Below are 22,248 nucleotides of genomic sequence, written 5' to 3'. Positions count from 1 at the left end.
CACGATGCAAAAGTACGGCTGATGCAGTATTTATGCAAATATGAACGGGTAATATATGTTAATCAAAGCCTATGGAATATCTAAAAGAATTTAATTAGCGTATTATTTACCCTAAAAGTAATCCTTTACAGCCTGTGGAGTTAACGAAGGCATTCGTATATTAAAAGTTACAGTCGAATGACTGATTATCTGCCACGAATTTGTTATCTTTGCACTCTGTAAGCGAGGGGCTATTCAGTCTGCCCTGACAAACAGAATACAATTAATAAATCGACGATATGATTCTATTCTTTCAATCTCCAACGAAGTCTGTGCTGGCTGTTGAAGCTGCACACGCTTTCTCTCCTGAAGATGTTCAAAAGCTTGTATGGTTATTTAGTGAAGCTACTCCTTTGAAAGAGGAAACATTGGATGGCTGGTTTGTTGGTCCGCGCCGGGAAATGATTACCCCGTGGAGTACTAATGCCGTGGAAATTACCCAGAATATGGGGCTTACCGGTATTTCCCGTATAGAGGAATACTTCCCGGTTTCCGGTAAAGATGCCGATCATGACCCTATGTTGCAGCGTATCTACAACGGGTTGAACCAGGAGATATTTACAATCAGCAAACAACCGGATCCGATTGTCTATATCGAAGACTTGGAGGCTTATAACCTGCAGGAAGGTCTGGCTCTGAGCAAAGAAGAAATCGCTTATCTGAACGAAGTAAGCCAGAAACTGGGACGTAAGCTGACCGATAGCGAAGTGTACGGCTTTGCACAGGTAAACTCGGAACACTGCCGTCACAAAATCTTCGGTGGTACATTTATTATCGACGGAGAAGAGAAAGAAAGTTCTCTCTTTAATCTGATTAAGAAAACATCGGCGGAAAACCCGAACAAGCTGGTTTCCGCCTATAAAGATAATGTGGCTTTCAACGAAGGGCCGGTAATCGAACAGTTTGCTCCGGCAAGTGGCGACAAACCGGACTTCTACGAAGTAAAGGAGATCAAATCGGTTATCTCATTGAAAGCTGAAACCCACAACTTCCCGACAACGGTCGAACCGTTCAACGGTGCGGCTACCGGATCGGGTGGTGAAATCCGCGACCGTCTGGGCGGTGGTAAGGCTTCTCTGCCGATTGCCGGTACAGCCGTTTACATGACAGCTTATCCACGTACGGAAGGTGCACGCGAATGGGAAAAGATTCTTGATCCGCGCCCTTGGTTGTATCAGACTCCGGAACAAATCCTGATCAAGGCTTCCAACGGTGCATCTGATTTCGGTAACAAGTTCGGACAACCGCTGATCTGTGGTTCGGTCTTGACTTTCGAACACGAAGAGAACAATAAGAAATATGCTTACGACAAAGTAATCATGTTGGCAGGCGGTGTCGGTTATGCTAATATGCGCGATGCGTTGAAGGGCGATCCCGCACCGGGCGAAAAAGTAGTCCTGCTGGGTGGTGACAACTACCGTATCGGTATGGGCGGTGGTGCTGTCTCTTCTGTAAACACGGGACAGTACACCAGCGGTATCGAGTTGAACGCCGTACAGCGTGCCAATCCGGAAATGCAGAAACGCGTATCCAACGTGATCCGTGCGATTGCCGAATCGGATAACAATCCGGTTATCTCCATCCATGACCACGGCGCAGGCGGTCACTTGAACTGTCTCTCCGAATTGGTGGAAGCGACCGGTGGACATATTGACATGAGCCAGTTGCCTGTCGGCGACCCGACGCTTTCCGCGAAGGAAATCGTGGGTAACGAAAGCCAGGAACGTATGGGCTTGCTGATGAAAGAAGAAGATGTAGCCCGTGTACGGCGCATTGCCGACCGCGAACGCTCCCCAATGTATGTGGTGGGTGAAACGACCGATGATATGAAATTCGTCTTCGAACAGGCCGACGGTGTGAAACCGATCGACATCAAGTTGGAATATATGTTCGGTAAACCGCCAAGAACGATCATGAAGGATCATACGATTGAAGAGACATATGCTCCGGTCGTTTATAAAGAATCCGAATTGCATCATTATCTTGAAAACGTGCTTCAGTTGGAAGCCGTTGCATGTAAGGACTGGTTGACCAACAAGGTGGACCGTTCGGTGACTGGTAAGATTGCACGCCAGCAGTGTCAGGGCGAATTGCAGTTGCCGTTGAGTGACTTGGGTGCAGTAGCTTTGGATTACCGTGGAAAAGCGGGTATCGCTACATCTATCGGTCATGCTCCGCAGGTGGCGCTGATTGATCCGGCTGCCGGTTCTGTTATGGCGATTGCCGAATCACTGACGAATATCGTCTTTGCGCCGTTGGCAGACAAGTTGTCTGGCGTATCACTGAGTGCCAACTGGATGTGGCCATGTCGCAACGAAGGTGAAGACGCTCGTCTTTACACGGCTGTTCAGGCTGCTTCAGATTTTGCTTGCTCGCTGGGTATCAATATTCCGACAGGTAAGGACTCTCTCTCTATGACGCAGAAGTATGGCGACGACAAGGTGATTGCTCCGGGTACGGTTATTATCTCTGCCGGTGCTGAAGTAAGCGACATCCGCAAGATTGTTTCTCCGGTATTGGCTCATGAAAAGAATTCTTACCTTTATTATATAGACTTCTCGTTTGACACGATGAAACTGGGCGGTTCTGCTTTTGCACAGGTATTGAACAAGCTTGGCAACGAAGTGCCGACCGTAAAGGACCCGGAATATTTCCAGGATGCGTTCAACGCCGTACAAGATGCGATTGAAAAGGGCCTGATTCTGGCCGGACACGATATCTCTGCCGGCGGTATGATTACGACCCTGTTGGAAATGTGTTTTGCCAACGTGGATGGTGGTCTGGATGTGAACCTCGATAAGCTGGCTGAACAGGACATTATCAAGATTTTGTTCTCCGAAAATCCGGGTATCATCGTACAGGTAAAGGACAAGAAAGCATTTGAGAAACTGATGGAAGATGCAGGTGTGGGTTGTGCCGTTATTGCCAAGCCGACCGGCGAACGCCATTTGTTAGTATCCAAAGACGGTATTCAGTACCATTTCGGTATCGATTATATGCGTGACGTATGGTACGAATCTTCTTATAAACTGGATATCAAGCAGAGCGGTAGCGTATGCGCAGGCAACCGTTTCGAGAATTACAAGATGCAGCCGTTGGAATTCAAATATCCGAAGAACTTCACCGGTAAGCTGTCTTCTTACGGCCTGACTGCCGATCGTAAAGGAAAGAGCGGAATCCGTGCTGCCGTAATCCGTGAAAAGGGTTGCCAGTGTGAACGTGAAACGTCATATGCACTGTATCTGGCAGGTTTCGATGTGAAAGATGTTCACATGACCGACTTGGCTTCCGGACGCGAAACTTTGGAAGACGTAAACATGATCGTGTTCTGCGGTGGTTTCTCCAACTCCGACGTCTTGGGCTCTGCTAAAGGATGGGCCGGCGGTTTCTTGTATAACGAGAAAGCCAAGAAGGCACTGGACAACTTCTATGCACGTCCCGACACATTGAGCTTGGGTATCTGCAACGGTTGCCAGTTGATGGCAGAACTGGGTGTGGTTTATCCAGAACATGAAAAGAAACATAAGATGTTGCACAACGATTCGCACAAGCTCGAATCGAATTTCATCACAGTTGAAATACCGAAGAACCATTCTGTTATGTTCGGTTCGATGGGCGGCTTGAAGCTGGGTATCTGGATTACGCATGGTGAAGGCAAGTTCTCTTTCCCGTATGAAGAAAAAGAATACCATATTGCACTTAAATACAACTACGAAGGCTATCCTGCCAATCCGAACGGTTCGCCTTGGTCGGTTGCCGGTGTCTGCTCGCACGACGGACGCCATTTGGCTATGATGCCTCATTTGGAACGTGCGATGTTCCCGTGGCAATGCGGTTACTATCCCGAAGATCGCCGCAACAGCGACGAAGTAACTCCGTGGATCGAAGGTTTCGTAAATGCACGCAAGTGGATTGAAGCGACTAAAAAATAATATACTTGAAAAACCGGATTCTGTTCCGGCAGGTATCTGATTATAAACAGGCAAGTATCCTATAAACAATGGATGCTTGCCTGTTTTTTTGTATTTCATATTGAAAGATTTTTGTTTCGAAGGATTTTAAAATAGAATCGAAAAATGAACGGTTGTAATTTGTGACTAATGAAGGATTGGCTGTGTGAAATAGAATCTCTATCTTCGCGTTCAAAATAAAAGTATACAGCTTTATGAGAAAGTTGCCATTTGTACTTACTCTGGTAAGTATTTTATTAGGATTTACATCCTGCGCCGAAAAAGTCAAGATAAACAACGAATTGGCATTGATTCCGGCTCCACAAAAGATTACGGTGGGGACCGATTATTTTAAGTTAACACGTCGTGCCGCTATTGAACTCGACACTTCTAATCCCGGTTTAGTATCTATTGCCCGCTATTTCAGTGACAAAATAGCACCGGCTACGGGTTTTGAAATTCCTGTAGAGAAGCATGGCAATATTGAATTTAAACTGATAGACGACGAGGCATTGGGGGCTGAAGGTTATCATTTGTTGGTAAAACATGGGGATATTCTTCTTACAGCGCATCAGCCGGCAGGTATTTTTTATGGGGTACAGACTCTGCTTCAATTGTTACCTTCTCAGGTTAAAGGAGATAAGGAATTGAAAGAAATGAAATGGACGATACCTTGCGTCGATATTACAGACACCCCTCAATTCCCTTGGCGGGGTATGATGCTGGATGTCAGCCGGCATTGGTTCACCAAAGATGAGGTGAAAAAGTTCATAGATGAATTGGCGGAATATAAGATGAATGTGTTCCATTGGCATCTGACAGACGACCAGGGATGGCGTATTGATATAAAATCACTACCCCGCCTGACGGAAGTCGGAGCATGGCGAGCTCCCCGGGTAGGACAGTGGTGGCAACGTGAACGCCAGCAACCGGGAGAAGAAGCTACTTATGGCGGTTTTTATACACAGGAAGATATAAAGGAAGTATTGGCTTATGCTGCCGAACGTTATGTACGGGTCATACCGGAAATAGACGTTCCCGGTCATAGCCTTGCCACATTGGTGGCTTATCCGGAACTGGCTTGTATGAAAGCTCCGGATGCTGTAAATGTAGGGAATAAATTCTATGGGGAAGATGAGAATACTTTATGCGTAGGCAAGGAGGAGACATTTGTCTTTATGGATAAAGTGCTGACAGAAGTTGCTGCTTTATTCCCGGATGAATACGTACATATCGGAGGAGATGAGTGCTATAAGGGATTTTGGCATAAATGCCCAAGATGCCAGGCTCGTATGAAGGCAGAAAATCTGAAGAACGAGGATGAACTGCAAAGCTATTTTATCCACCGGCTGGAAGCAATCCTGAAAGAAAAAGGGAAAAAACTGATCGGGTGGGATGAAATTCTGGAAGGCGGGTTGGCTCCGGATGCTACGGTTATGAGTTGGCGGGGCATGGAAGGCGGCATTAAATCGGCTAAGGCAGGACATCATGTCGTTATGACTCCGAGCGAGCATTGCTATCTGGATTTGTGGCAGGGAGAGCCTTCGGTGGAACCGGATACTTACTCTATGTGCCGTCTGAAAGATTCCTATAGTTTTAATCCGGTGCCCGATAGTGTTCCTGCAGAAATGATTTTAGGCGGACAAGGAAACTTATGGGCTGAATCGGTCCCAACATTCCATCATGCCGAATATATGGCGTGGCCCCGTGGATGGGCGATAGCCGAAGTGTTGTGGACCGGACCGGACAAGGCCGATTGGAAAAAGTTTTATCCGCGTGTGGAAAAACATTTCCAAAGGGCGGAAAATGCCGGAATTAATTATGCCCGCAGTATGTATAATGCCATTATCACTCCTGTCTTTGTGGAAGATGGTTCCTTGGAAATTCAGTTGGAAACGGAACCCGGTGATATGGATATCTATTATACATTCGATAATACTGACCCGGATCGTTTTACTTCAAAATATGAGTCTCCGCTGCGTGTACCGCGTAATGCGACCTGGCTTCGTGTCTCAACTTACCGGGGAAACTTGCAGATGGGGAAAGTTATTACATTGACAATCAAAGAGCTTGAAAAACGGGCGGAGGATACGCGCCGCGTGGTGGGCAATTTGTAACAGGATTGTAATATGTATGTCGTAAGCCTGAAATAAAAATCCGGTTCCTTTGCAAGCGGAAATAGTGGCAAATAATAATCACTGAAGCCAAAAAGTTAGGAATGAGAATTAAGACATTAGTAGCGTTTGCTTTATTAGCTCAGCTTTCTTTTTCATTGAAAGCGCAGGAAGCCTCGGAAAAAGAAAATGTAAATGCCCGCGTAGATTCGCTTGCAAAGGAAGTTACGACACTTGATAAAGTTGTTCAGAAGCTTAGTAAATTTAAAGTCTCCGGTTATATTCAGGGACAATTCCAGTATGGAGAACAAGATGCCACCCTCAAAGTGGGGGACAAGAACGAACATGTGGATAAAGGGTTCAACCGGATTGGTATCCGTCGTGGCCGGGTGAAATTTGAATATAACGATGGCATCGGAACCGGAGCTGTACAGATAGAAGTAAATGATAAAGGGGTTAGTTTCCGTGACCTTTATATTGGCCTGAAAGATCCCTGGACCAAGCGTAGCCAGTTGATGGCAGGTATTTTCAATCGTCCTTTCGGGTATGAAGTCGGTTATTCAACCAGTAGCTTGGAGTCGCCGGAACGTGCTACCATTATCCAGTATTTCTTCCCGGATGAACGTGATTTGGGTGCGATGCTGACACTTCGTACAAAAGAAACCAGCCCGTTGAACTTTTTCCGTTTGGATGCCGGGTTGTTTGCCGGAAATAGCATCAATCGTGAAACGGACAGCCGCAAAGACTTTATCGGTCGTCTGGGTGCGGAAAAGCCGATTGGTAATTGGGGTAAATGGGGATTGGGAGTCTCTTATTATAATGGAAGCGTTTATAACCCGACTACTACGGCATATGAATTGCAGGGCAAACAATTTGTGGCTATCGACAAAGGAGAAGCCGGAACCTATATGAAACGTGAATATATAGGGATGGATGCCCAGTTCTCATTTAAAAGTTCCTGGGGTAAAACAACTTTACGTGCCGAAGGTTTATTGGGTACACAACCCGGTATCGCCGGAAGCAGCAAGAGTCCGAATTATAGTTCCCGCCCCGAAAACCTGCCGGAGAACGCTCTGTTTAAACGGCCATTTATCGGTTATTTCTTCTATTTGATACAGGATATAGGTACTTCCCCTTTTTCTGCTGTCCTGAAATATGATGCGTACGATCCCAATACGAAGTTGAAAGGCGGTGAAATCGGTGTGGATAACTCTTTTACATCCAAGACCGACTTGGCTCAAAGTACTTTAGGGATAGGTGCTATATATAATTTCAATAAACATATCCGTGCGCAAGTATATTATGAATTCAACTTCAATGAGAAGTCTCCTTACGTCAAAGGATATGAAAAAGATAGAAAAGACAATGTATTGACCGTCCGCCTTCAGTATAAGTTCTGAAAGGCAGACGGCTTATATTTATTCCATGATAACCACTACCGGATTATCTTCTTCTCCCACTTTCTTCAAAGTTGCGACTTCTGCCGGAATATCACCCGAGTTTGTATGTTCTTCAAACCAGGAGACAACCTCTTCAGCCGAAATGATTTGGGCAAATTCTCCTTTGGGGGATACGGATACCGGCTGTAGCGGGAGGAATCCGTTCAGGTCATTCTCTATGGCTTTCGTATAATCGGAAACTTTTACAATGCCGCTTTTTTTGTCGAAAAAGGCGTTATAAACCATTCGTTTGTTATATAAATCCGTAATGAAGCGGATAAGAATTCCATTTTCTCCTTCTAATATTTCTGTAGGGTATATTGCATGGCTCTTTTCTTTATCGAAACGTTTTTCGACTTCCCAGTGGTAAGCGGCAAGGTCCAAATAACGGACCGGCAATAACGCTTTTTCCGTTACTTGATAAATGGTATCATTGAATTGTTCTTTAAAGAAGGCATCTTTTCCTTGATGCCAAAAGAAATGGTCTCCGAGCGGATAAGCACCTTCCGCGTTATTTTTATAAGAAATAAACATCATACCTGGACCGAATCCATGGTTGGATATTATACTTATAGACTCGATATCTTCCGGGTTCACTTTATAAGACAGTGAGTCTGTTCCAGGGGGGAAAAACTGATTTATAATAGCGCTGTCGCGGAAAACGGTTATCTGGTCCGGTTTCCCTTTTGCTGCGCTGGTATGTGCGACAAGCGTTTGGCCGTCTATATAATTGCTTACTGTGGTGGCCGGAAATTCGTCATTTTCTATGGGAACTTTGAATTTTGTGGCGTAAGAACTATTGGAGTTGTAAACAACCTGCTCATTGTTCCAACCTGCAAAAACTATCCGGTCGTTTGGATAATCCAACCAGTAGCCGTTTATACTGCTGTATCCTTCCGGATCATTACCGATGTGCCCTACGGAAGAGAGGAAATGTCCGGTTGCCTTGTCAAAAAGCAAGCATTGTTTTTGGGCGGTGGTTACAACCAGTTTGTCATGTAATATCTTTATGGAAGGTGCTGCTCCGATCAGGCAACTGTCATTTGTTTCCAGTGGAATATAACGTATCTGTTTGAAACACTCGGATGCTTTCAGGTCTGTAGGAGTTTCAAAAGCCACTCCCAATGGGATTGTATCCAGTTCTTTGCTTGCTGTTTTATTCTCATTGCAGGCAATGAGGCTGAGGCAGGCTGTTGCGATTAATAAGTAGGTTTTCATTTTTTCAGATTCTTTTTTGATGCATCTTTGGTTATTACCACAATGACTCCGTTTTTACCTTTTTCTCCATATTTTTCTATTGCCTTTTCATCTTTCAGTACTGATATGGACTCGATCTTATTCGGGTCCAAGTCTGCAATGATACCATTAGGAATTTCTTTCCCATCGACAATAATAAGTGGCTCGTCCGAATGTGAGGGCTTTTCCCGTTTAATTTTTTTAGGAACGACAACTTCTTTGACTGGAGCAGTTTCATTAATTTTGGCACTTGAAACCTCTTCCAGTTTGTAGGAGATTTCCGGGCGGGCAAATGCTACAACAGCTATGGCTGTAAGAGGGAGTACATACAGGTACTTTAACTTTGCCCATGGATTTGATTTTTGTTTTAACATCATAGTAATTCGCTTTTTTAGTTTACTGTGATTAAAGCTGTTGGCCATAGAAGTGAAGCGCTGTGAACCGACAGCTTTTTTTATTAATAATAGTTGGTATGTTTTTGCGTCGATGCCTTGGCCGATGACATTTTCGTCTGCCTCGTATTCATGGATATTTTGCAATTCCTGCTTAAGTAGCCAGATAGCCGGGTTGAACCATTGGAAAATGGTACAAATACAGCAAATTAGCATATCGAAGGAGTGGCAAGCACGGATATGTGCCAATTCGTGCGCCAGTATTTCTTTTCCGTTTTCTTCCATATCTTTATTGGAAATAACCACATATCCCATCCAACTGAACGGGCTGATTGTTTCTGCCATCGTTATTAATTTACTTCCATTGGGGAGGTTTTGTCTTTCTCCTTTCCGGATTAGCATGTAGAGCTGGATTGTAGAATAAAGAAAGCGTCCCAGGAAAAAGATACAGCCTCCCAGATAAATAGTGAATAATAAAAACAGTCCTGTGGACTTGTTTATTTCAGCAGATGTTTCCGATTGGGTTCCTGCCATCTGTAAAAAAAAATCCAAATCCTGTACGGGACGTTGTATGGCAACCGGAGTCTCTGTTATTATCCGGATAAAGGGAACCAGGATAGATAGTGCTATAACTCCCAACAGAGCAATTCGATTAAAGCGGTGGAAGGTTTCACGGCTTAGCAATAATCTGTAAAACAGGTAAAAAAGAACCAGGCATACAGATGATTTAAGGATATAAACGAAGAAGGCTCCCATGGCTTTATTTTTTATTTGCTTGTTCTACTTCATCCAGCAGTTGCCGCAACTCGTCTACGGAAATTTCTTCTTCCTTGATCAGGGAAGATACGACCCCAAGATAAGAATTATTGAAATATTTGGCAATGACATTTTTCAGTGTACCATTGCTATAAGTTTCTTCGGTAATAGCTGCATAATATTGATAAGTATTACCGTATGTGTTATGAGACAGGAACCCTTTATCTTCCAATCCGCGGACAATGGTAGATAAGGTATTGAAATGCGGTTTGGGTTCTTCATAATATTCAAGTAACTGTTTCACAAACAAAGGCCCTTTCTTCCAAAAGTGGCTCATGATCTCTTCTTCTTTAGCTGTTAGTCTTTTCATATCTCTTCTTGTTTGACACAAAAGAACTAAAAATATTAGTTTCGAAACTAAATAATATAGTTAATAAACTAAAAGGATTCGTTTTATTTAGTTTCTACTTCCTTTGCCGATTAAATGAACCGGTCAAGATATGGTTGTTAGAATTGCTTCTTTATTTAAAAAAGTATAGTGTAAGCGCACACATTCTTATTTTTGTATGAAAAATACCTTATATTTGCTTTCTATTATGAAATAACAGGTAATACCATGAACACTCCACACAATTCTAATCAGAAGATGACCCGTTTCAGGTGGGTGATCTGTTCCATGCTCTTTTTTGCAACGACAATCAATTATCTGGATCGCCAGGTTTTATCTTTGTTGCAACCGATGTTGCAGGATGAATTTCATTGGACAGATAATGACTATGGTACGATAACCGCAATTTTTTCATTGTTCTATGCGATTTCCATGTTGTTTGCCGGACGTTTTATTGATTGGATGGGAACGAAAAAGGGGTATGCGTGGTCTATTGGCGTTTGGTCGGCAGGTGCAGCTATCCATGCCGTTTGCGGGCTTGTGACGGAGCAATGGGTGGGGCTTCCTGATGCAGATGCTTTGCGGGCTGTTGTGGCCGGTACGGATTTGGCAGCAACTATCGGCGTAGTGAGCGTTACCTGTTTTATTATCGCCCGTTGCGTGCTTGCTTTGGGAGAAGCCGGAAATTTTCCGGCAGCAATTAAGGCTACTGCCGAATATTTCCCGAAAAAAGACCGTGCTTTTGCTACTGGCATATTCAATTCCGGAGCCAATGTAGGAGCAATAGTAGCACCGCTTACCGTACCTGTCATGGCAGACTTATGGGGGTGGGAGATGGCTTTTGTTATCGTAGGTCTGATTGGCTTTGTTTGGATGGGGGTCTGGTTATTTGTTTATCAACCCATAGAAGAAAATAAAAAAGTAAATGAAGCTGAATTTGCTTACATTCGTCAGGATGATAAGGCGGAAGCCCCGGTAGAAGAAGTGGAAGGTAAAAAGCGGGCAAAGTTGTCTTTCTGGCAATGCATGAGTTTTCGACAGACCTGGGCGTTTGCTGTAGGTAAGTTTATGACGGACGGGGTATGGTGGTTCTTTCTGTTCTGGACGCCTGCCTATTTAAAGGCTGAATATGAAATGGAAGGGACACAAATTGCTTTGCCGATAGCGATATTATATACAATAACAGTGGTAGGTTCTGTTTTTGGAGGTAAGTTTCCTACCTATTTTATCAATAAAGGAATGAATCCGTATGCCGGGCGGATGCGTGCCATGCTGATTATCGCTTTCTTCCCTTTGGTGGTCTTGTTTGCCCAACCTTTCGGTTATATCAGTTGTTGGGTGCCTATCCTGTTGATTTCCATAGGAGCTTCGGCACACCAGGCATGGAGTGCGAATATATTTTCTACGGTGGGAGATATGTTTCCGAAAGGCGCTATTGCGACTGTTACCGGAATAGGCGGGATGGCTGGTGGCGTTGGTTCTTTTTTTATTCAGAAAGGAGCCGGTATGTTGTTTACTTATAGCGGCGATACGAATATGGTCTTTATGAATTTTGAGGGCAAATCGGCAGGTTATGCCATTGTTTTTATTTTCTGTTCTCTTGCCTATTTGGTAGGATGGTGCATAATGAAACTGCTTGTCCCGAAATATAAGGTGATAGTGGTAGATTGATTTTCCGCAAGTGGAACAAGGCTTTGGAACCCTGTATGATAAACTTAATTAAGAAGAATCTGGAGCAGTATCTGTAATTTACTATTTGTTTTTATTGTATTTTCCTGCAACCTCCCTGTTTTTTTTGCGTCTATATAAACAAACGACTAAAAAGAAACAGAAATGAAAATGAAATTTACCTTATTTTTTGCCTGTTTGCTACTGCTGGCAGCACCAGGTTTTGCCAAATCACGAACAATCGAGGGAAATGGAAAACTTGTAACGAAGAAGATTGAGATTAGTGATTACGATGCAATCTCTACCATCGGTGCGATGGAATTTGAATATGAGAAATCATCATCCGGTCCGTTTCTGGAAATAACGGTGGACGAAAATATATTGCCTTATCTGGATATCCGTGTAAAAGGACATACCTTGACATTCGGTTTTAAAGATTTGCCGAGAGAAACAGAGGTCAGGGATGGAGATGTCCATACATATACTTCCAGTATATCACCTACCAAATTCAAAGTAAAATCCCGTTCTAAAGATTTGAATGAACTGAATCTGGTAGGCGGATGTAATATGACAGTGAAAAGTGTCTTGGACGGTTATAAGATCAATGCCGACCTGGTAGGCGGTGGAAGCATTGATTTTGAGAAAGCCGTTAAGATGCATAAAGGCAAGTTCACCATAGCAGGTGGCGGTAATGTGACATTCGACCGGTTGGATATGACAAATATCGAATGTAGTGTGGCAGGAGGAGGAAGCATCAACTTGAAAGGAGAAGCCGAACGCGGCGATTTCAATGTAGCCGGCGGTGGGACTATCGAAGGTTTCGATTACAAACTGAAGAAGGCGGATTGTAATGTAGCCGGTGGTGGGACAATCCGCGTGTATGCTTCGGAATTTCTGGATGCCAATGTGGCTGCCGGAGGAAAAATTCGTTATAAAGGAGACCCGGAAGTCAGTAAAAATACAGTAGCGGGAGGTTCGATAAAGAAGGAATATTAATTAGTAAAAAAACTGCAATATGAAAACAAGATTATTTACACTGGTTGCCCTGTTTGTTTTAGGAACAGTTACCTGTTTTGCCGCGATAAAAGGAAATGGAAAAGTGATAACTAAAAACATCGATGTCACGGATTATAAAAGTCTGTCGTTAGGCGGCAGTATAAAAAACGGAAGTTGGTTCGGTAGCAATGATAATGAAAGTCCGGTATGTTTTTATAGTCAGACAACAGGAAGTGCTACACTTTCAATTACATTGGATGAAAATTTATTTTCTTATCTGGACATTAAATCGGGAGGTAATAAATTGTCGGTACGTGTGCGGAACAATACAACGATAGCACCGACCAAGTTGGTCGTAAAATGCAGTTCTTCAAAATTGGAAAATTTGCAGGTGTCCGGTTGTTTCGATTTTAAATCGGAGACATCCTTGTCCGGGACAACCTTGAATATCGGAGCATCCGGTGCTTCTGATGTTAAGATAAAACATGCCGTTCGTGTGGATAATTGTTCTTTGTCATCGAGTGGGGCAAGCGACCTTGAATTGAAGGATTTAAAATGTAGCGATATCAAAGTGAGCTCTTCCGGTTCCAGCGATGTGGAGTTGAAAGGCAGTGCGGATAAAGGACGTTTTTCTACATCCGGCAGTAGCGATATCAAGGCGTATGATTTTAAAGTCGGCAAGTTGAGTTGCGGTTCAAGCGGCAGTAGCGATATTAAAGTGTACGTTACCGAGTCGTTGGAAGCAAGTGCCTCCGGTAGCTCTGATATTAAATATAAAGGGAATCCGTCAGTAAAAAGAAGTGTTTCCGGCTCTGCAGATGTTGATAATGTAAAATAATATCTATTTTTGTAAGACTGTTGTAGTTCACGCAATTACAAAGATGGCTTTTTAAAACAAAAATAGAGTAGATATGAAGACGAAAGGATTATTATTAGTAGCTTTCCTGATGGGGATGTTTTTCTCGGTTCAGGCTGCAGACCATGTGAAAGGTAACGGAAAACTTAGTTCCAAGAAAATAACGATTGGCGATTATAATGCCATCAAGATAAACGGGGTGGTGGATTTTTATTATGAACAGTCTGATGCAGAACCGTATCTGGAGGTAACTATCGATGAGAACCTGCATCCGTATGTCAATATCGAAATCAAGGACCGCGAACTGACCGTAAATTTTAAAGGAGCAAAAGTTGACCATTTCACGAAGTTTATCGTGAAGACCAATTCCAAATGGTTGCGTGAAGTAAAGGCTGCCGGTAATGCGAATTTCGTGGTCAACAGTAAGCTGACAGGCGACGAACTGATTGTGAAAGCAAACTCCAATTGTCTTGTCCAGCTAAAGCAACTGGTGAAACTGGGAAAACTGGATTTGAATGTATCCGGCAGTGCCAATATGGTGGTGGATAATATCGATGTCGATATGTTGGAATGCAGTATCAATGGCTCCGGAACAATCAAGCTGACAGCAGGAAAAGCCGGTGAAGGTAAATATGGCATCACTACAGATGGTGAAATCATGGCGTTTGGTGTAGCAGTTCCCGAACTGAGCTGTAATATCAAAGGGAAAGGTTCTGCACAAGTACATGCTACCGAAAATCTGAAGGCGACCGTAATCGGTAAAGGTAGTATCCGTTATAAAGGACCGACTGCCGTACAGCAGAAAGTAATGTTAGGCGGAACAGTTGAAGAGGTGAAATAAAAGAGAAGGAAGGCGGACTGATTTACAGCCAGCCTTCCTTCTTATACCATTCTATGCTTTCCTCCAGTCCTCTGCGCAGGGGATAGGCAGGAGTAAAATTTAAGTCATCCTGAAGCGGCGTAACATCGCAGATCCAGTTACGTTGTTTCAGGATGATGTATTTATCCGTATTTAGTGTCATGCTTTTCTTTAGTAACCTGCCGATCCATTCGGAACAGATACATGCCACATGTACCAGCCCCATCGGGATACGTGCATGGAGCACATGTTTCTTTTTTAGAATCTCCTGGATAAGACGGGCAAACTCTTCATCCGTATAAACATCGCCATCGGCAACAAAATAGTGGCGGTTGCGAATCTGCTCGTTTTCAAGCGCAAGAAAAGCAACGGTAGCAAGGTCTTTTACATAAATGAAAGTAATCCGTTGGGGCGTAAAACCGACGGCAAAGTCGAGACCGGATTTTACACTTTGTATCTCCATAAAATAATCTTTTTCTCCCGGTCCGTATACACCGGTAGGGCGCAAGATAACATAGGGGAAATAAGTTTGGGTACGGATATGGTTTTCCGCTTCCAGTTTACTTTTCCCGTAAGCAGTATCAGGAGTCTGAGGGTCATCGAGGCGGATAGGGCGGAAGGTTTGTTCGTCGCCTTGCCCGTAACTGCTCAGGCTACTCATCAAAAGAAATTTTTTAGGCTTACAACCGGAAGCGGCAAGAGCCTCTATCAGGTTATGCGTGTTCTCCGCGTTGATACGGAAGAAATTCTTTTTATCGAGTGTCTTGGTCAGTCCTGCATTATGGATCACATAATCCCATGCACCGTTTTCCTTGGAAAAATCCGCCAGTTGGGCGGTCAGTGCTTCCGGTTTATTATATTTCAGGTCGATAAAATGTATCCGTTCGTCTTGCAGGTTTGCCCGGCTACTGGATGCGCGTATGCCCGCCCAGACTTCATATCCTCTGTCCAATGCTTCCTTTACGAGGAAGCCTCCGATAAAGCCGCTGGCTCCGGTAATCAATATCTTCATATATCAGTGTTTATCCTTTATATAATAGGTGTAGTAATACCATAATAATCCTATCCAGTTCAGCAGGAGAATCGTCATCACCCAAAGAACTTTTTTTCCGGTACTGATAAAGGGATTCTGCATAACAGCGGTACAACCGAACATAATGACGGTAATACCGATGATATATCCCAGTTCCGGCAGGGAAATCCAGTTGAGTATGTGTGGCAACATATAAGCAGTAATTTAATGTTCATGTTTTTTCAACACCCGGTGGGGCAGGTCGCCATGTCCTACCAATTCTATCGGGCATGCATATTTTTCTCCCAGCCATTCTTCCGAAACATTGGCTCCGGGATGGTAATGGAGGGTTTCGTTTACGCAGGCAATATTTTTAACCATTGCCAGTACGGTTCCTATATCATGTGATACGAGGATAATGGCACTTTCTTTGTTGATTTCTTCCAGTAACTGGTAGAAACGGGACTCGAAACGCTTGTCTACGTATGAGTTCGGTTCATCCAGAATCAACACTTGGGGCTGGGAAACAATGGAACGTCCCAGCAATACCCGTTGTAGCTGTCCGCCGGAAAGTTCGCCGATAGCACGAGTGGATAAATCTTCCAAGCCCATCTGTCCGATAACTTCTTCCACACGCGCTTTTTGCTGAGAGGTGAAAGAACGGAAACGGGGTTTTTCCGATGCCAATCCGGAGGTAATCACATCGCGTACGGAAATCGGGAATTTCTTGTCGATATTGTTCAACTGAGGCAGATACCCGATTTTAAGGGATGGAACGTTTTCTCCATTCCAATAAAAGCGGATGGAACCGGATGTGGGAGCCAATAAACCGAGGATTACTTTTAATAGTGTTGTCTTGCCGCCTCCATTCGGCCCGATAATACCCAGAAAGTCATCTTTATAGACATTCAGTGATATATCATGCAATACGGTCTTGTTTCCGTATGCGGCTGTTACGTTTTGTATCTCAATGAGCTTGTCCATCTGAAAGTTCTTTAGCAATATGGATTAACTCTTTATTCCAATGGAAATCCAACGGATTGATAACTGCAAGCCGGCAACCGGTTTCTTTGGCAATAAGTTCTGCATTCTTTTTGTCGAACTCTTGCTGGATAAATACGACCTTCGTCTGGTTTGCTTTAGCTGTTTCCACCAGTTGTTTAAGTTGTGCCGGCGATGGTTCTTTCCCATCCATCTCGATACATAACTGGGTGAGGTTAAATTCTTCGGCAAAATAGGTAAGTGCCGGATGGTAAATGATGAAAGTGCGTGCCGTCAGCGGGTCCAGCAGTTGTTTAATGGTAACTTCCGTTTGTTCGATTTCAGCAACCAGTGCGTTATAGTTCTTCCAGTAGAATTCGGTATTCTCCTTATCCAGTTGGATAAAAGCATTCAGGGTGTTCCAGGCAATCACTTTAGCTCCTTCTATGCTACTCCAGATATGCGGGTCGATGCCTTCGGGATGAAAATGGTGTTCACCTTCTCCGTGGGAATGGTCTTCCTCTTCTTCTGCGGTCAGGAACTTCATGCCTTTTGAGACATCAAATATTTTGAGTTCCGGATTATTTTCCTGGATTTTTTGCATCCATACATGCTCGAATCCTATATATCCGATGCGCAGGTAGGCATTGCTTTTGCCAATTTCCACCATCTGTTTGGGGGTAGGATCGTATGTTTCGGGACTTTGCCCGGAGGGAACTACACAATTGATTTTGAATTTGTCTCCGGCTATCTTTTCTGCAAAAAAGCGTTGAGGCTCGATGGTTACGGTTACAATATTTCCATCGGCCTGATTTTGTCTGCATGCAGTCAGCAGAACAATGGAAACTAACAGGGTAAATAAAACGTTGTACTTCATTTCTATTCGTTTGAGGGATACAAAGATAGTAAAACAAAAATAAACCCTGTCAGTTGTGCCCGATTAGTATGTTTAATACATTAGTTTTCCTGTTTTGGAGAATAGATATATTTCAGGATGCGTGCACCGAGTACCGGGCGGTAATGGTCCGGTTCATAATAGTCGTGCCAGTCCGAAATAAACTCGTCTTTGCCGGTTAAATCATAAACGACTCCTTCACCCAATGCGTTTTCCATTCGTTGTACATCTTCTGGGTTCATACGTATATGTACCCCGTAATGCGGGCTTATGATGAGTTTCATGTCTGCACCGTTCTTGTCGCAAATCTCCTTTATTTTTTCAAGGCAGCGTATCTGGTCGTGGAAAATTTCAGGAGGATAGGCATTTGTGTCCGATGTTTCATTCAGGTTTGTCCATTCTGCCTGTTCCCAATATTTCTCTCCGAGTTCCTCTATTTCTTTTTCATGCGGGTTAATACCATTGTTGGTGAAAGGTTCCCGTATGATATAAGGGCATACGATGTATTTACGCAACATGTACGGAGTTACTTCCCCGGTTATTTTGTAGTGCAGGTACGGAATCATGATATCCGGATATAAATATCCCTGCAAGTTCTTAAGCTGGAATTGCATATTACTCATTCCGGTAGCACTTGGCGGTAATATATGTTTGAATACCGTACTGGGTATATATTCTCTGAATGACCTCGGGTCAAGTACGATTAAAACATTCTTAATGGAAGCGTTATTTTTTTCCAGCGCTTCCATTTTACCTAATACGCCGCCGATTGTTTCGGAATTGTCATACAAACGTACCGCTTTGCCTCCGTTCAGGTATTTTTCCCATTCCTGAGTTGGAAATGCTACGGTGCACGAGTTGCCCATAACATATGAATCGAATCCCAGGGAATCACGGTACATCATGTAGTTTTCCCATCCTACATGGGACTCGTTCAGATAGGCGCCTACTACATCGAATCTTTTGTATTTATGCAAGACCATAAACGGGTCGAACACAAAATAGGTTGCACTCATCAACAGGAAAGGGAGGCATAAGAGCATTATTTTCAAATAAAAACGTCTTAGCATAACTATCGTAGCGGTTTAAAATTGTATGTATATAAAGTTCTCGGTATCGAATTTACCCAGCAGGAATATCATAAATATCAGAATAAAATAACATGCCCATCTTAAAACGGCGGGCTGTTTCTTAAACAGCTTGTCCAGGTCGTAATGTGCATTCAGGTATTCGAAAATCCATATAAGCAAAATGGAAACACCTGCAACCACGCAGTTATGGTCGGGCATTCCGATATTCATTTCTTTCCAGTTTTGTGCATGGAATGAAATGTGGCTTATGAAATAGAAAGCATCATTGATTGACTCCACCCTGAAAAAGATGAGGGAAAGGGCAAACAACAGATAGGTCCTGAGTATAAACAAGGCATTGGAAACCGGGCGTCCTACTAATTTAGGCAGGTTGTTACGGAAGAATTTGACCTTCATCTCGTAGCAGATAATCAATCCCTGGATTAATCCGTAGATTGCAAACGTCCATCCTGCCCCATGCCATATGCCGAGAGCCACGAATGTAACGACAAGGCTGAACAATACGCCCCATTGTCCGAAACTCCGGAGTTCAGCCGTCAGAGGCACGTATACATAATCCCTTACCCAGAAAGAAAGCGACATATGCCAACGCCTCCAAAAGTCGGCGGTGCTTGTAGCTATGAACGGACGGTTGAAGTTAGGAGATAGCCGTATGCCGAACATCCTTGCCCCTCCGATGGCTATATCGGTATATCCCGAGAAATCGGCATAGAGTTCGATCGGATAAATCAGGCAGGTCATGAGTAGCTGTAGACCGGAAAGGTCGTGTATCGTGCTGAACATCCCTTCCGTATAGGGCGCTATATGGTTTGCAATCAGCAGTTTTTTGAACATACCCAGAATTATCAGTTTCATTCCTGAAACCGCATTGTCGTAATTGAAGTATTTCGGCCTTTTCAGTTCAGCAAACATATCAGCTCCCCGTTCAATCGGGCCCGACAGGAATTTCATGAAGAACAGCATGAACAAAGAGAAGTCTACGATATTGCGTTCCGCCTTTGTTTCTCCCCAATATACATCGACCAGATAGCCGATAGCCTGGAAGGTATAGAAAGACATGCCAAGGGGAAAAATCAGTGAAGTCGCATATCTGAATGAAATCCAGGTAATGACCAGGATTCCGATACTGGCAAAAAGCAAATAACCTGCCCGGTTCTCGTCCGTGCGTTCAATCAGCCTCCCGGCTGCATAGGTGAACAGGGAAATAACTGCCGCGACAAGTAAAAACATCCAACTGGCATATCCTGCAAAGATAGCGCTTGCTGCCAGCAGCAACAGGTTGCGGTACTTGTCCGCAACCAGATAATATAGGATGAAACAGATTACAAATAGTGCTACAAAGCCTACCGATAAGAAAAGCATGTTGTTACTTCATTTTTGTTAATACCGCGTCACACAAATCGCCGATGTTCTTGAATTTTACTATTTCACGGAATTTGAATTTGCAGTTGAATTTATCTTCCACTTTGACAATAATAGTCATGTTGGTCAAAGAATCCCAACCTTCCACATCATCGGCAGTTGTAGTTTCTGTAAGAGTGATATTTGTTCTGTTCAGTACTTCGTGAAAAATAGCTTCAATCTGTTGTAATACTTCTTGCTTTGTCATAATTAGTGATTTATTAATTGGGAAATTTGTTTTCTGTCTATTTTATTACTTGCCGTTGTCGGAAACTGTTCTATGCAGTGGATATGTTTCGGCAACATATAATGGGGCAATTTTTGTCCTAAATAGTTGTATAGAGCCTCTTTGTCGCACGAAGGGGTTTCCACCGCCATATGCAATTCACTGCATATGCCTGCACTTAGAACAGGGATAACTACAATATTGGGAGTCTGTTCGAAATATTGTTTTGCCGTATACTCGATTTCGCTCAGTTCGATACGGAATCCTTGTATCTTGACCTGGTAATCTTTTCTTCCGCAATAGATAATGTCTTCATCATCATCCATGATACACAGGTCGCCTGTTTTATAATACAGTGTTCCGTCGGCAGTCTTTACCAGAGCCTGTGCCGATTTCTGAGGATCGTTAAAGTAACCGTTCATGACTTGCGGACCGGATACCCACATTTCGCCCAGTGTGCCGTGAGGCATTTTATTGCCGTCTTCATCTGTAATTATTACATCGATGCCTTCGAAAGGTTTGCCGATGGCAACCATGCCATTATGCTGCTTGCATGCTTCCCGGCGTGGCACATGGTAGTACGTGCAATAGATGGTAGCTTCCGTAGGGCCGTATAAATTGTATATTTCCGCATTAGGTATCGATTTCCTGAATCTTTCCAGCAATTCAGTCTGGGAGGCTTCTGCCGTTACCACAAGATATTTCAGGGACGGTAAATCGATTTCGTCGAAGTATGGGGAAATCAGTTGTAATACCGAAGGGGCAACAGCGGCGAAGGTCAGTTCATACTGTTCCAGCAGTTCGAATACTTTCAGGTATTTTACGTCTTTATATCCGACTGTATAGATACAGGCCCCGATTGCCAGCGGATATAAAGTGGAAACGACAGAAACGTCGAAAGTCAGTTCGAACATCTGTAGCATCCGGTCGCTTGCATCGAGTTTCCAGCCTATATTATGATAAGCTTTATAGAACGCATTCAGATTGTTGCGGGAAATAGGCACTCCTTTCGGTTCGCCCGTACTGCCTGAGGTAAAGATAATGTAAGCATTTTTGTCGCCTGAAGCAGTATAGGTAATAGCTTCAATAGAATGGGCGGACTCCATGTCAGGAGAAATAAGCCGTATATCGTGTTGGCTCAGATACTCATATCCGTCCCTGTCGGAACAAATAACCGTATGCAGTCCGGCAAGCCCGGCAATTTTCAGGTTACGACTTTCCGGGTAAGAGGGATGAAGGATAACATATGTCTTGCCACTGAACAATACGGCAAGTATGGAAGCATATGTTTCTATATTGTTTCCGGCAACTATACCGATCGTTTCCTCTTCGAGATTTGATATACATTGGTAAACAGTAGCGGTATAGGAACCTAACTCTTTATATGTATAAGCTTTATCTTCAATAACGAATGCATTGTTTTGAGGAACCTGCCTGATTGTCGCAAGGATATCCGCTAACAGGTTAGAATTGTTTGTTATTTCCATATATGATATAAAATATGTCGTTTTGCTTGATTTTCTACCATCAAAAAGCAAGAATCTCGATTTGTCATTCAAATCGCGCGCAAAGTTATATATTTTTCATGTAATAATAAGAAAAACAATGGGGAAACAGGTTTGGACTTTGCTGGAAACCAGACTGTACAATACAGGGCAGGTAATTCAATTTAGTATTGCTACTAATTCAAATTAGTACCGCATGTAAATTCAATTAGTAGCGATAGTAATATTTATTAACATTTGACTATGGCTATACCAGGAAGTAGCAGGTGTAAATTTAACATCGAACGATAGGACTGATAGTTTTCGGGAATTCATACTGAAAAGAAAGACCAATTAATGTTACATAATAGGGGGGATGTTGACATAATGGGGGATAACCCCCTGTTTTGTCGCAAAAAACCTACAAAAGGAGAAATAAAAATAAATATACCCTTAATCCGCTAA

General features: G+C 43.4%; 18 protein-coding genes. 7 read left to right on the top strand and 11 right to left on the bottom strand.

Annotated elements, in window-relative coordinates; genetic code table 11:
- Positions 1-278 precede the first annotated feature (278 nt).
- The 3 genes from purL to ACGE0T_RS18365 all read left to right on the top strand — a co-directional run bounded on the left by purL (position 279) and on the right by ACGE0T_RS18365 (position 7,503).
- The gene (purL, locus tag ACGE0T_RS18375) at positions 279-3,971 is read left to right on the top strand and encodes a phosphoribosylformylglycinamidine synthase (protein ID WP_459188030.1); all 3,693 of its coding nucleotides are present in this window, start codon (positions 279-281) and stop codon (positions 3,969-3,971) included.
- A 233-nt stretch (positions 3,972-4,204) separates the two neighbouring features.
- The gene (locus ACGE0T_RS18370) at positions 4,205-6,106 is read left to right on the top strand and encodes a beta-N-acetylhexosaminidase (protein WP_459188029.1); all 1,902 of its coding nucleotides are present in this window, start codon (positions 4,205-4,207) and stop codon (positions 6,104-6,106) included.
- Between the two features lie 101 nt (positions 6,107-6,207).
- Complete coding sequence (locus ACGE0T_RS18365; RefSeq protein WP_459188028.1) at positions 6,208-7,503, top strand: hypothetical protein; 1,296 nt, start codon at positions 6,208-6,210, stop codon at positions 7,501-7,503.
- Positions 7,504-7,521: 18 nt separating this feature from the next.
- On the opposite strand, the gene ACGE0T_RS18360 is transcribed toward ACGE0T_RS18365, so the two are convergent.
- From ACGE0T_RS18360 to ACGE0T_RS18350, 3 genes are read right to left on the bottom strand one after another with little or no spacing between them, the layout of a single operon-like run.
- A complete protein-coding gene (locus ACGE0T_RS18360; protein ID WP_459188027.1) occupies positions 7,522-8,760 on the bottom strand; it encodes a DUF4934 domain-containing protein in 1,239 nt (412 codons plus the stop codon).
- Positions 8,757-9,926: a M56 family metallopeptidase gene (locus ACGE0T_RS18355; protein WP_459188026.1), complete on the bottom strand. Its 1,170-nt coding sequence runs from the start codon at positions 9,924-9,926 to the stop codon at positions 8,757-8,759. Before ACGE0T_RS18355 ends, ACGE0T_RS18360 begins: the two co-directional genes overlap by 4 nt.
- A 4-nt stretch (positions 9,927-9,930) precedes the next feature.
- Positions 9,931-10,296, bottom strand: coding sequence for a BlaI/MecI/CopY family transcriptional regulator (locus ACGE0T_RS18350; protein ID WP_459188025.1), 366 nt, complete (start codon positions 10,294-10,296; stop codon positions 9,931-9,933).
- Positions 10,297-10,542: 246 nt separating this feature from the next.
- Here ACGE0T_RS18350 and ACGE0T_RS18345 point away from each other — a divergent pair, with 246 nt between their 5' ends.
- From ACGE0T_RS18345 to ACGE0T_RS18330, 4 genes are all read left to right on the top strand, one after another.
- Positions 10,543-11,985 carry an MFS transporter gene (locus ACGE0T_RS18345; RefSeq protein WP_459188024.1) on the top strand — a complete coding sequence of 481 codons (1,443 nt, stop codon included), beginning with the start codon at positions 10,543-10,545 and terminating at the stop codon, positions 11,983-11,985.
- 162 nt (positions 11,986-12,147) lie between these two features.
- Positions 12,148-12,978, top strand: coding sequence for a head GIN domain-containing protein (locus tag ACGE0T_RS18340; RefSeq protein ID WP_459188023.1), 831 nt, complete (start codon positions 12,148-12,150; stop codon positions 12,976-12,978).
- Between the two features lie 19 nt (positions 12,979-12,997).
- Positions 12,998-13,816: a head GIN domain-containing protein gene (locus ACGE0T_RS18335; protein ID WP_459188022.1), complete on the top strand. Its 819-nt coding sequence runs from the start codon at positions 12,998-13,000 to the stop codon at positions 13,814-13,816.
- A gap of 73 nt (positions 13,817-13,889) precedes the next feature.
- Positions 13,890-14,675, top strand: coding sequence for a head GIN domain-containing protein (locus tag ACGE0T_RS18330; protein ID WP_459188021.1), 786 nt, complete (start codon positions 13,890-13,892; stop codon positions 14,673-14,675).
- Positions 14,676-14,697: 22 nt separating this feature from the next.
- Here ACGE0T_RS18330 and ACGE0T_RS18325 read toward each other — a convergent pair whose 3' ends face one another.
- The 8 genes from ACGE0T_RS18325 to ACGE0T_RS18290 all read right to left on the bottom strand — a co-directional run bounded on the left by ACGE0T_RS18325 (position 14,698) and on the right by ACGE0T_RS18290 (position 21,786).
- Positions 14,698-15,705, bottom strand: a complete 1,008-nt coding sequence (locus ACGE0T_RS18325; RefSeq protein ID WP_459188020.1) for an NAD-dependent epimerase/dehydratase family protein — start codon at positions 15,703-15,705, stop codon at positions 14,698-14,700.
- A 3-nt stretch (positions 15,706-15,708) separates the two neighbouring features.
- Positions 15,709-15,918: a hypothetical protein gene (locus tag ACGE0T_RS18320; protein WP_459188019.1), complete on the bottom strand. Its 210-nt coding sequence runs from the start codon at positions 15,916-15,918 to the stop codon at positions 15,709-15,711.
- A 12-nt stretch (positions 15,919-15,930) separates the two neighbouring features.
- Positions 15,931-16,689: a metal ABC transporter ATP-binding protein gene (locus tag ACGE0T_RS18315; protein WP_459188018.1), complete on the bottom strand. Its 759-nt coding sequence runs from the start codon at positions 16,687-16,689 to the stop codon at positions 15,931-15,933.
- On the bottom strand, positions 16,673-17,563 hold the full coding sequence (locus tag ACGE0T_RS18310; RefSeq protein ID WP_459188017.1) for a metal ABC transporter solute-binding protein, Zn/Mn family: 891 nt from the start codon (positions 17,561-17,563) through the stop codon (positions 16,673-16,675). The genes ACGE0T_RS18315 and ACGE0T_RS18310 overlap by 17 nt, the downstream gene beginning before the upstream one ends.
- Positions 17,564-17,643: 80 nt before the next feature.
- A complete protein-coding gene (locus ACGE0T_RS18305; protein ID WP_459188016.1) occupies positions 17,644-18,651 on the bottom strand; it encodes a hypothetical protein in 1,008 nt (335 codons plus the stop codon).
- Between the two features lie 15 nt (positions 18,652-18,666).
- The gene (locus tag ACGE0T_RS18300; protein WP_459188015.1) at positions 18,667-20,034 is read right to left on the bottom strand and encodes an MBOAT family O-acyltransferase; all 1,368 of its coding nucleotides are present in this window, start codon (positions 20,032-20,034) and stop codon (positions 18,667-18,669) included.
- A 4-nt stretch (positions 20,035-20,038) separates the two neighbouring features.
- Positions 20,039-20,281 carry an acyl carrier protein gene (locus ACGE0T_RS18295; RefSeq protein WP_459188014.1) on the bottom strand — a complete coding sequence of 81 codons (243 nt, stop codon included), beginning with the start codon at positions 20,279-20,281 and terminating at the stop codon, positions 20,039-20,041.
- 2 nt (positions 20,282-20,283) lie between these two features.
- Positions 20,284-21,786: an AMP-binding protein gene (locus tag ACGE0T_RS18290; RefSeq protein ID WP_459188013.1), complete on the bottom strand. Its 1,503-nt coding sequence runs from the start codon at positions 21,784-21,786 to the stop codon at positions 20,284-20,286.
- Positions 21,787-22,248: the final 462 nt, after the last annotated feature.

This window comes from Parabacteroides sp. APC149_11_2_Y6, assembly GCF_054506995.1.
This window is presented reverse-complemented; position numbering and strand designations above follow the sequence as displayed.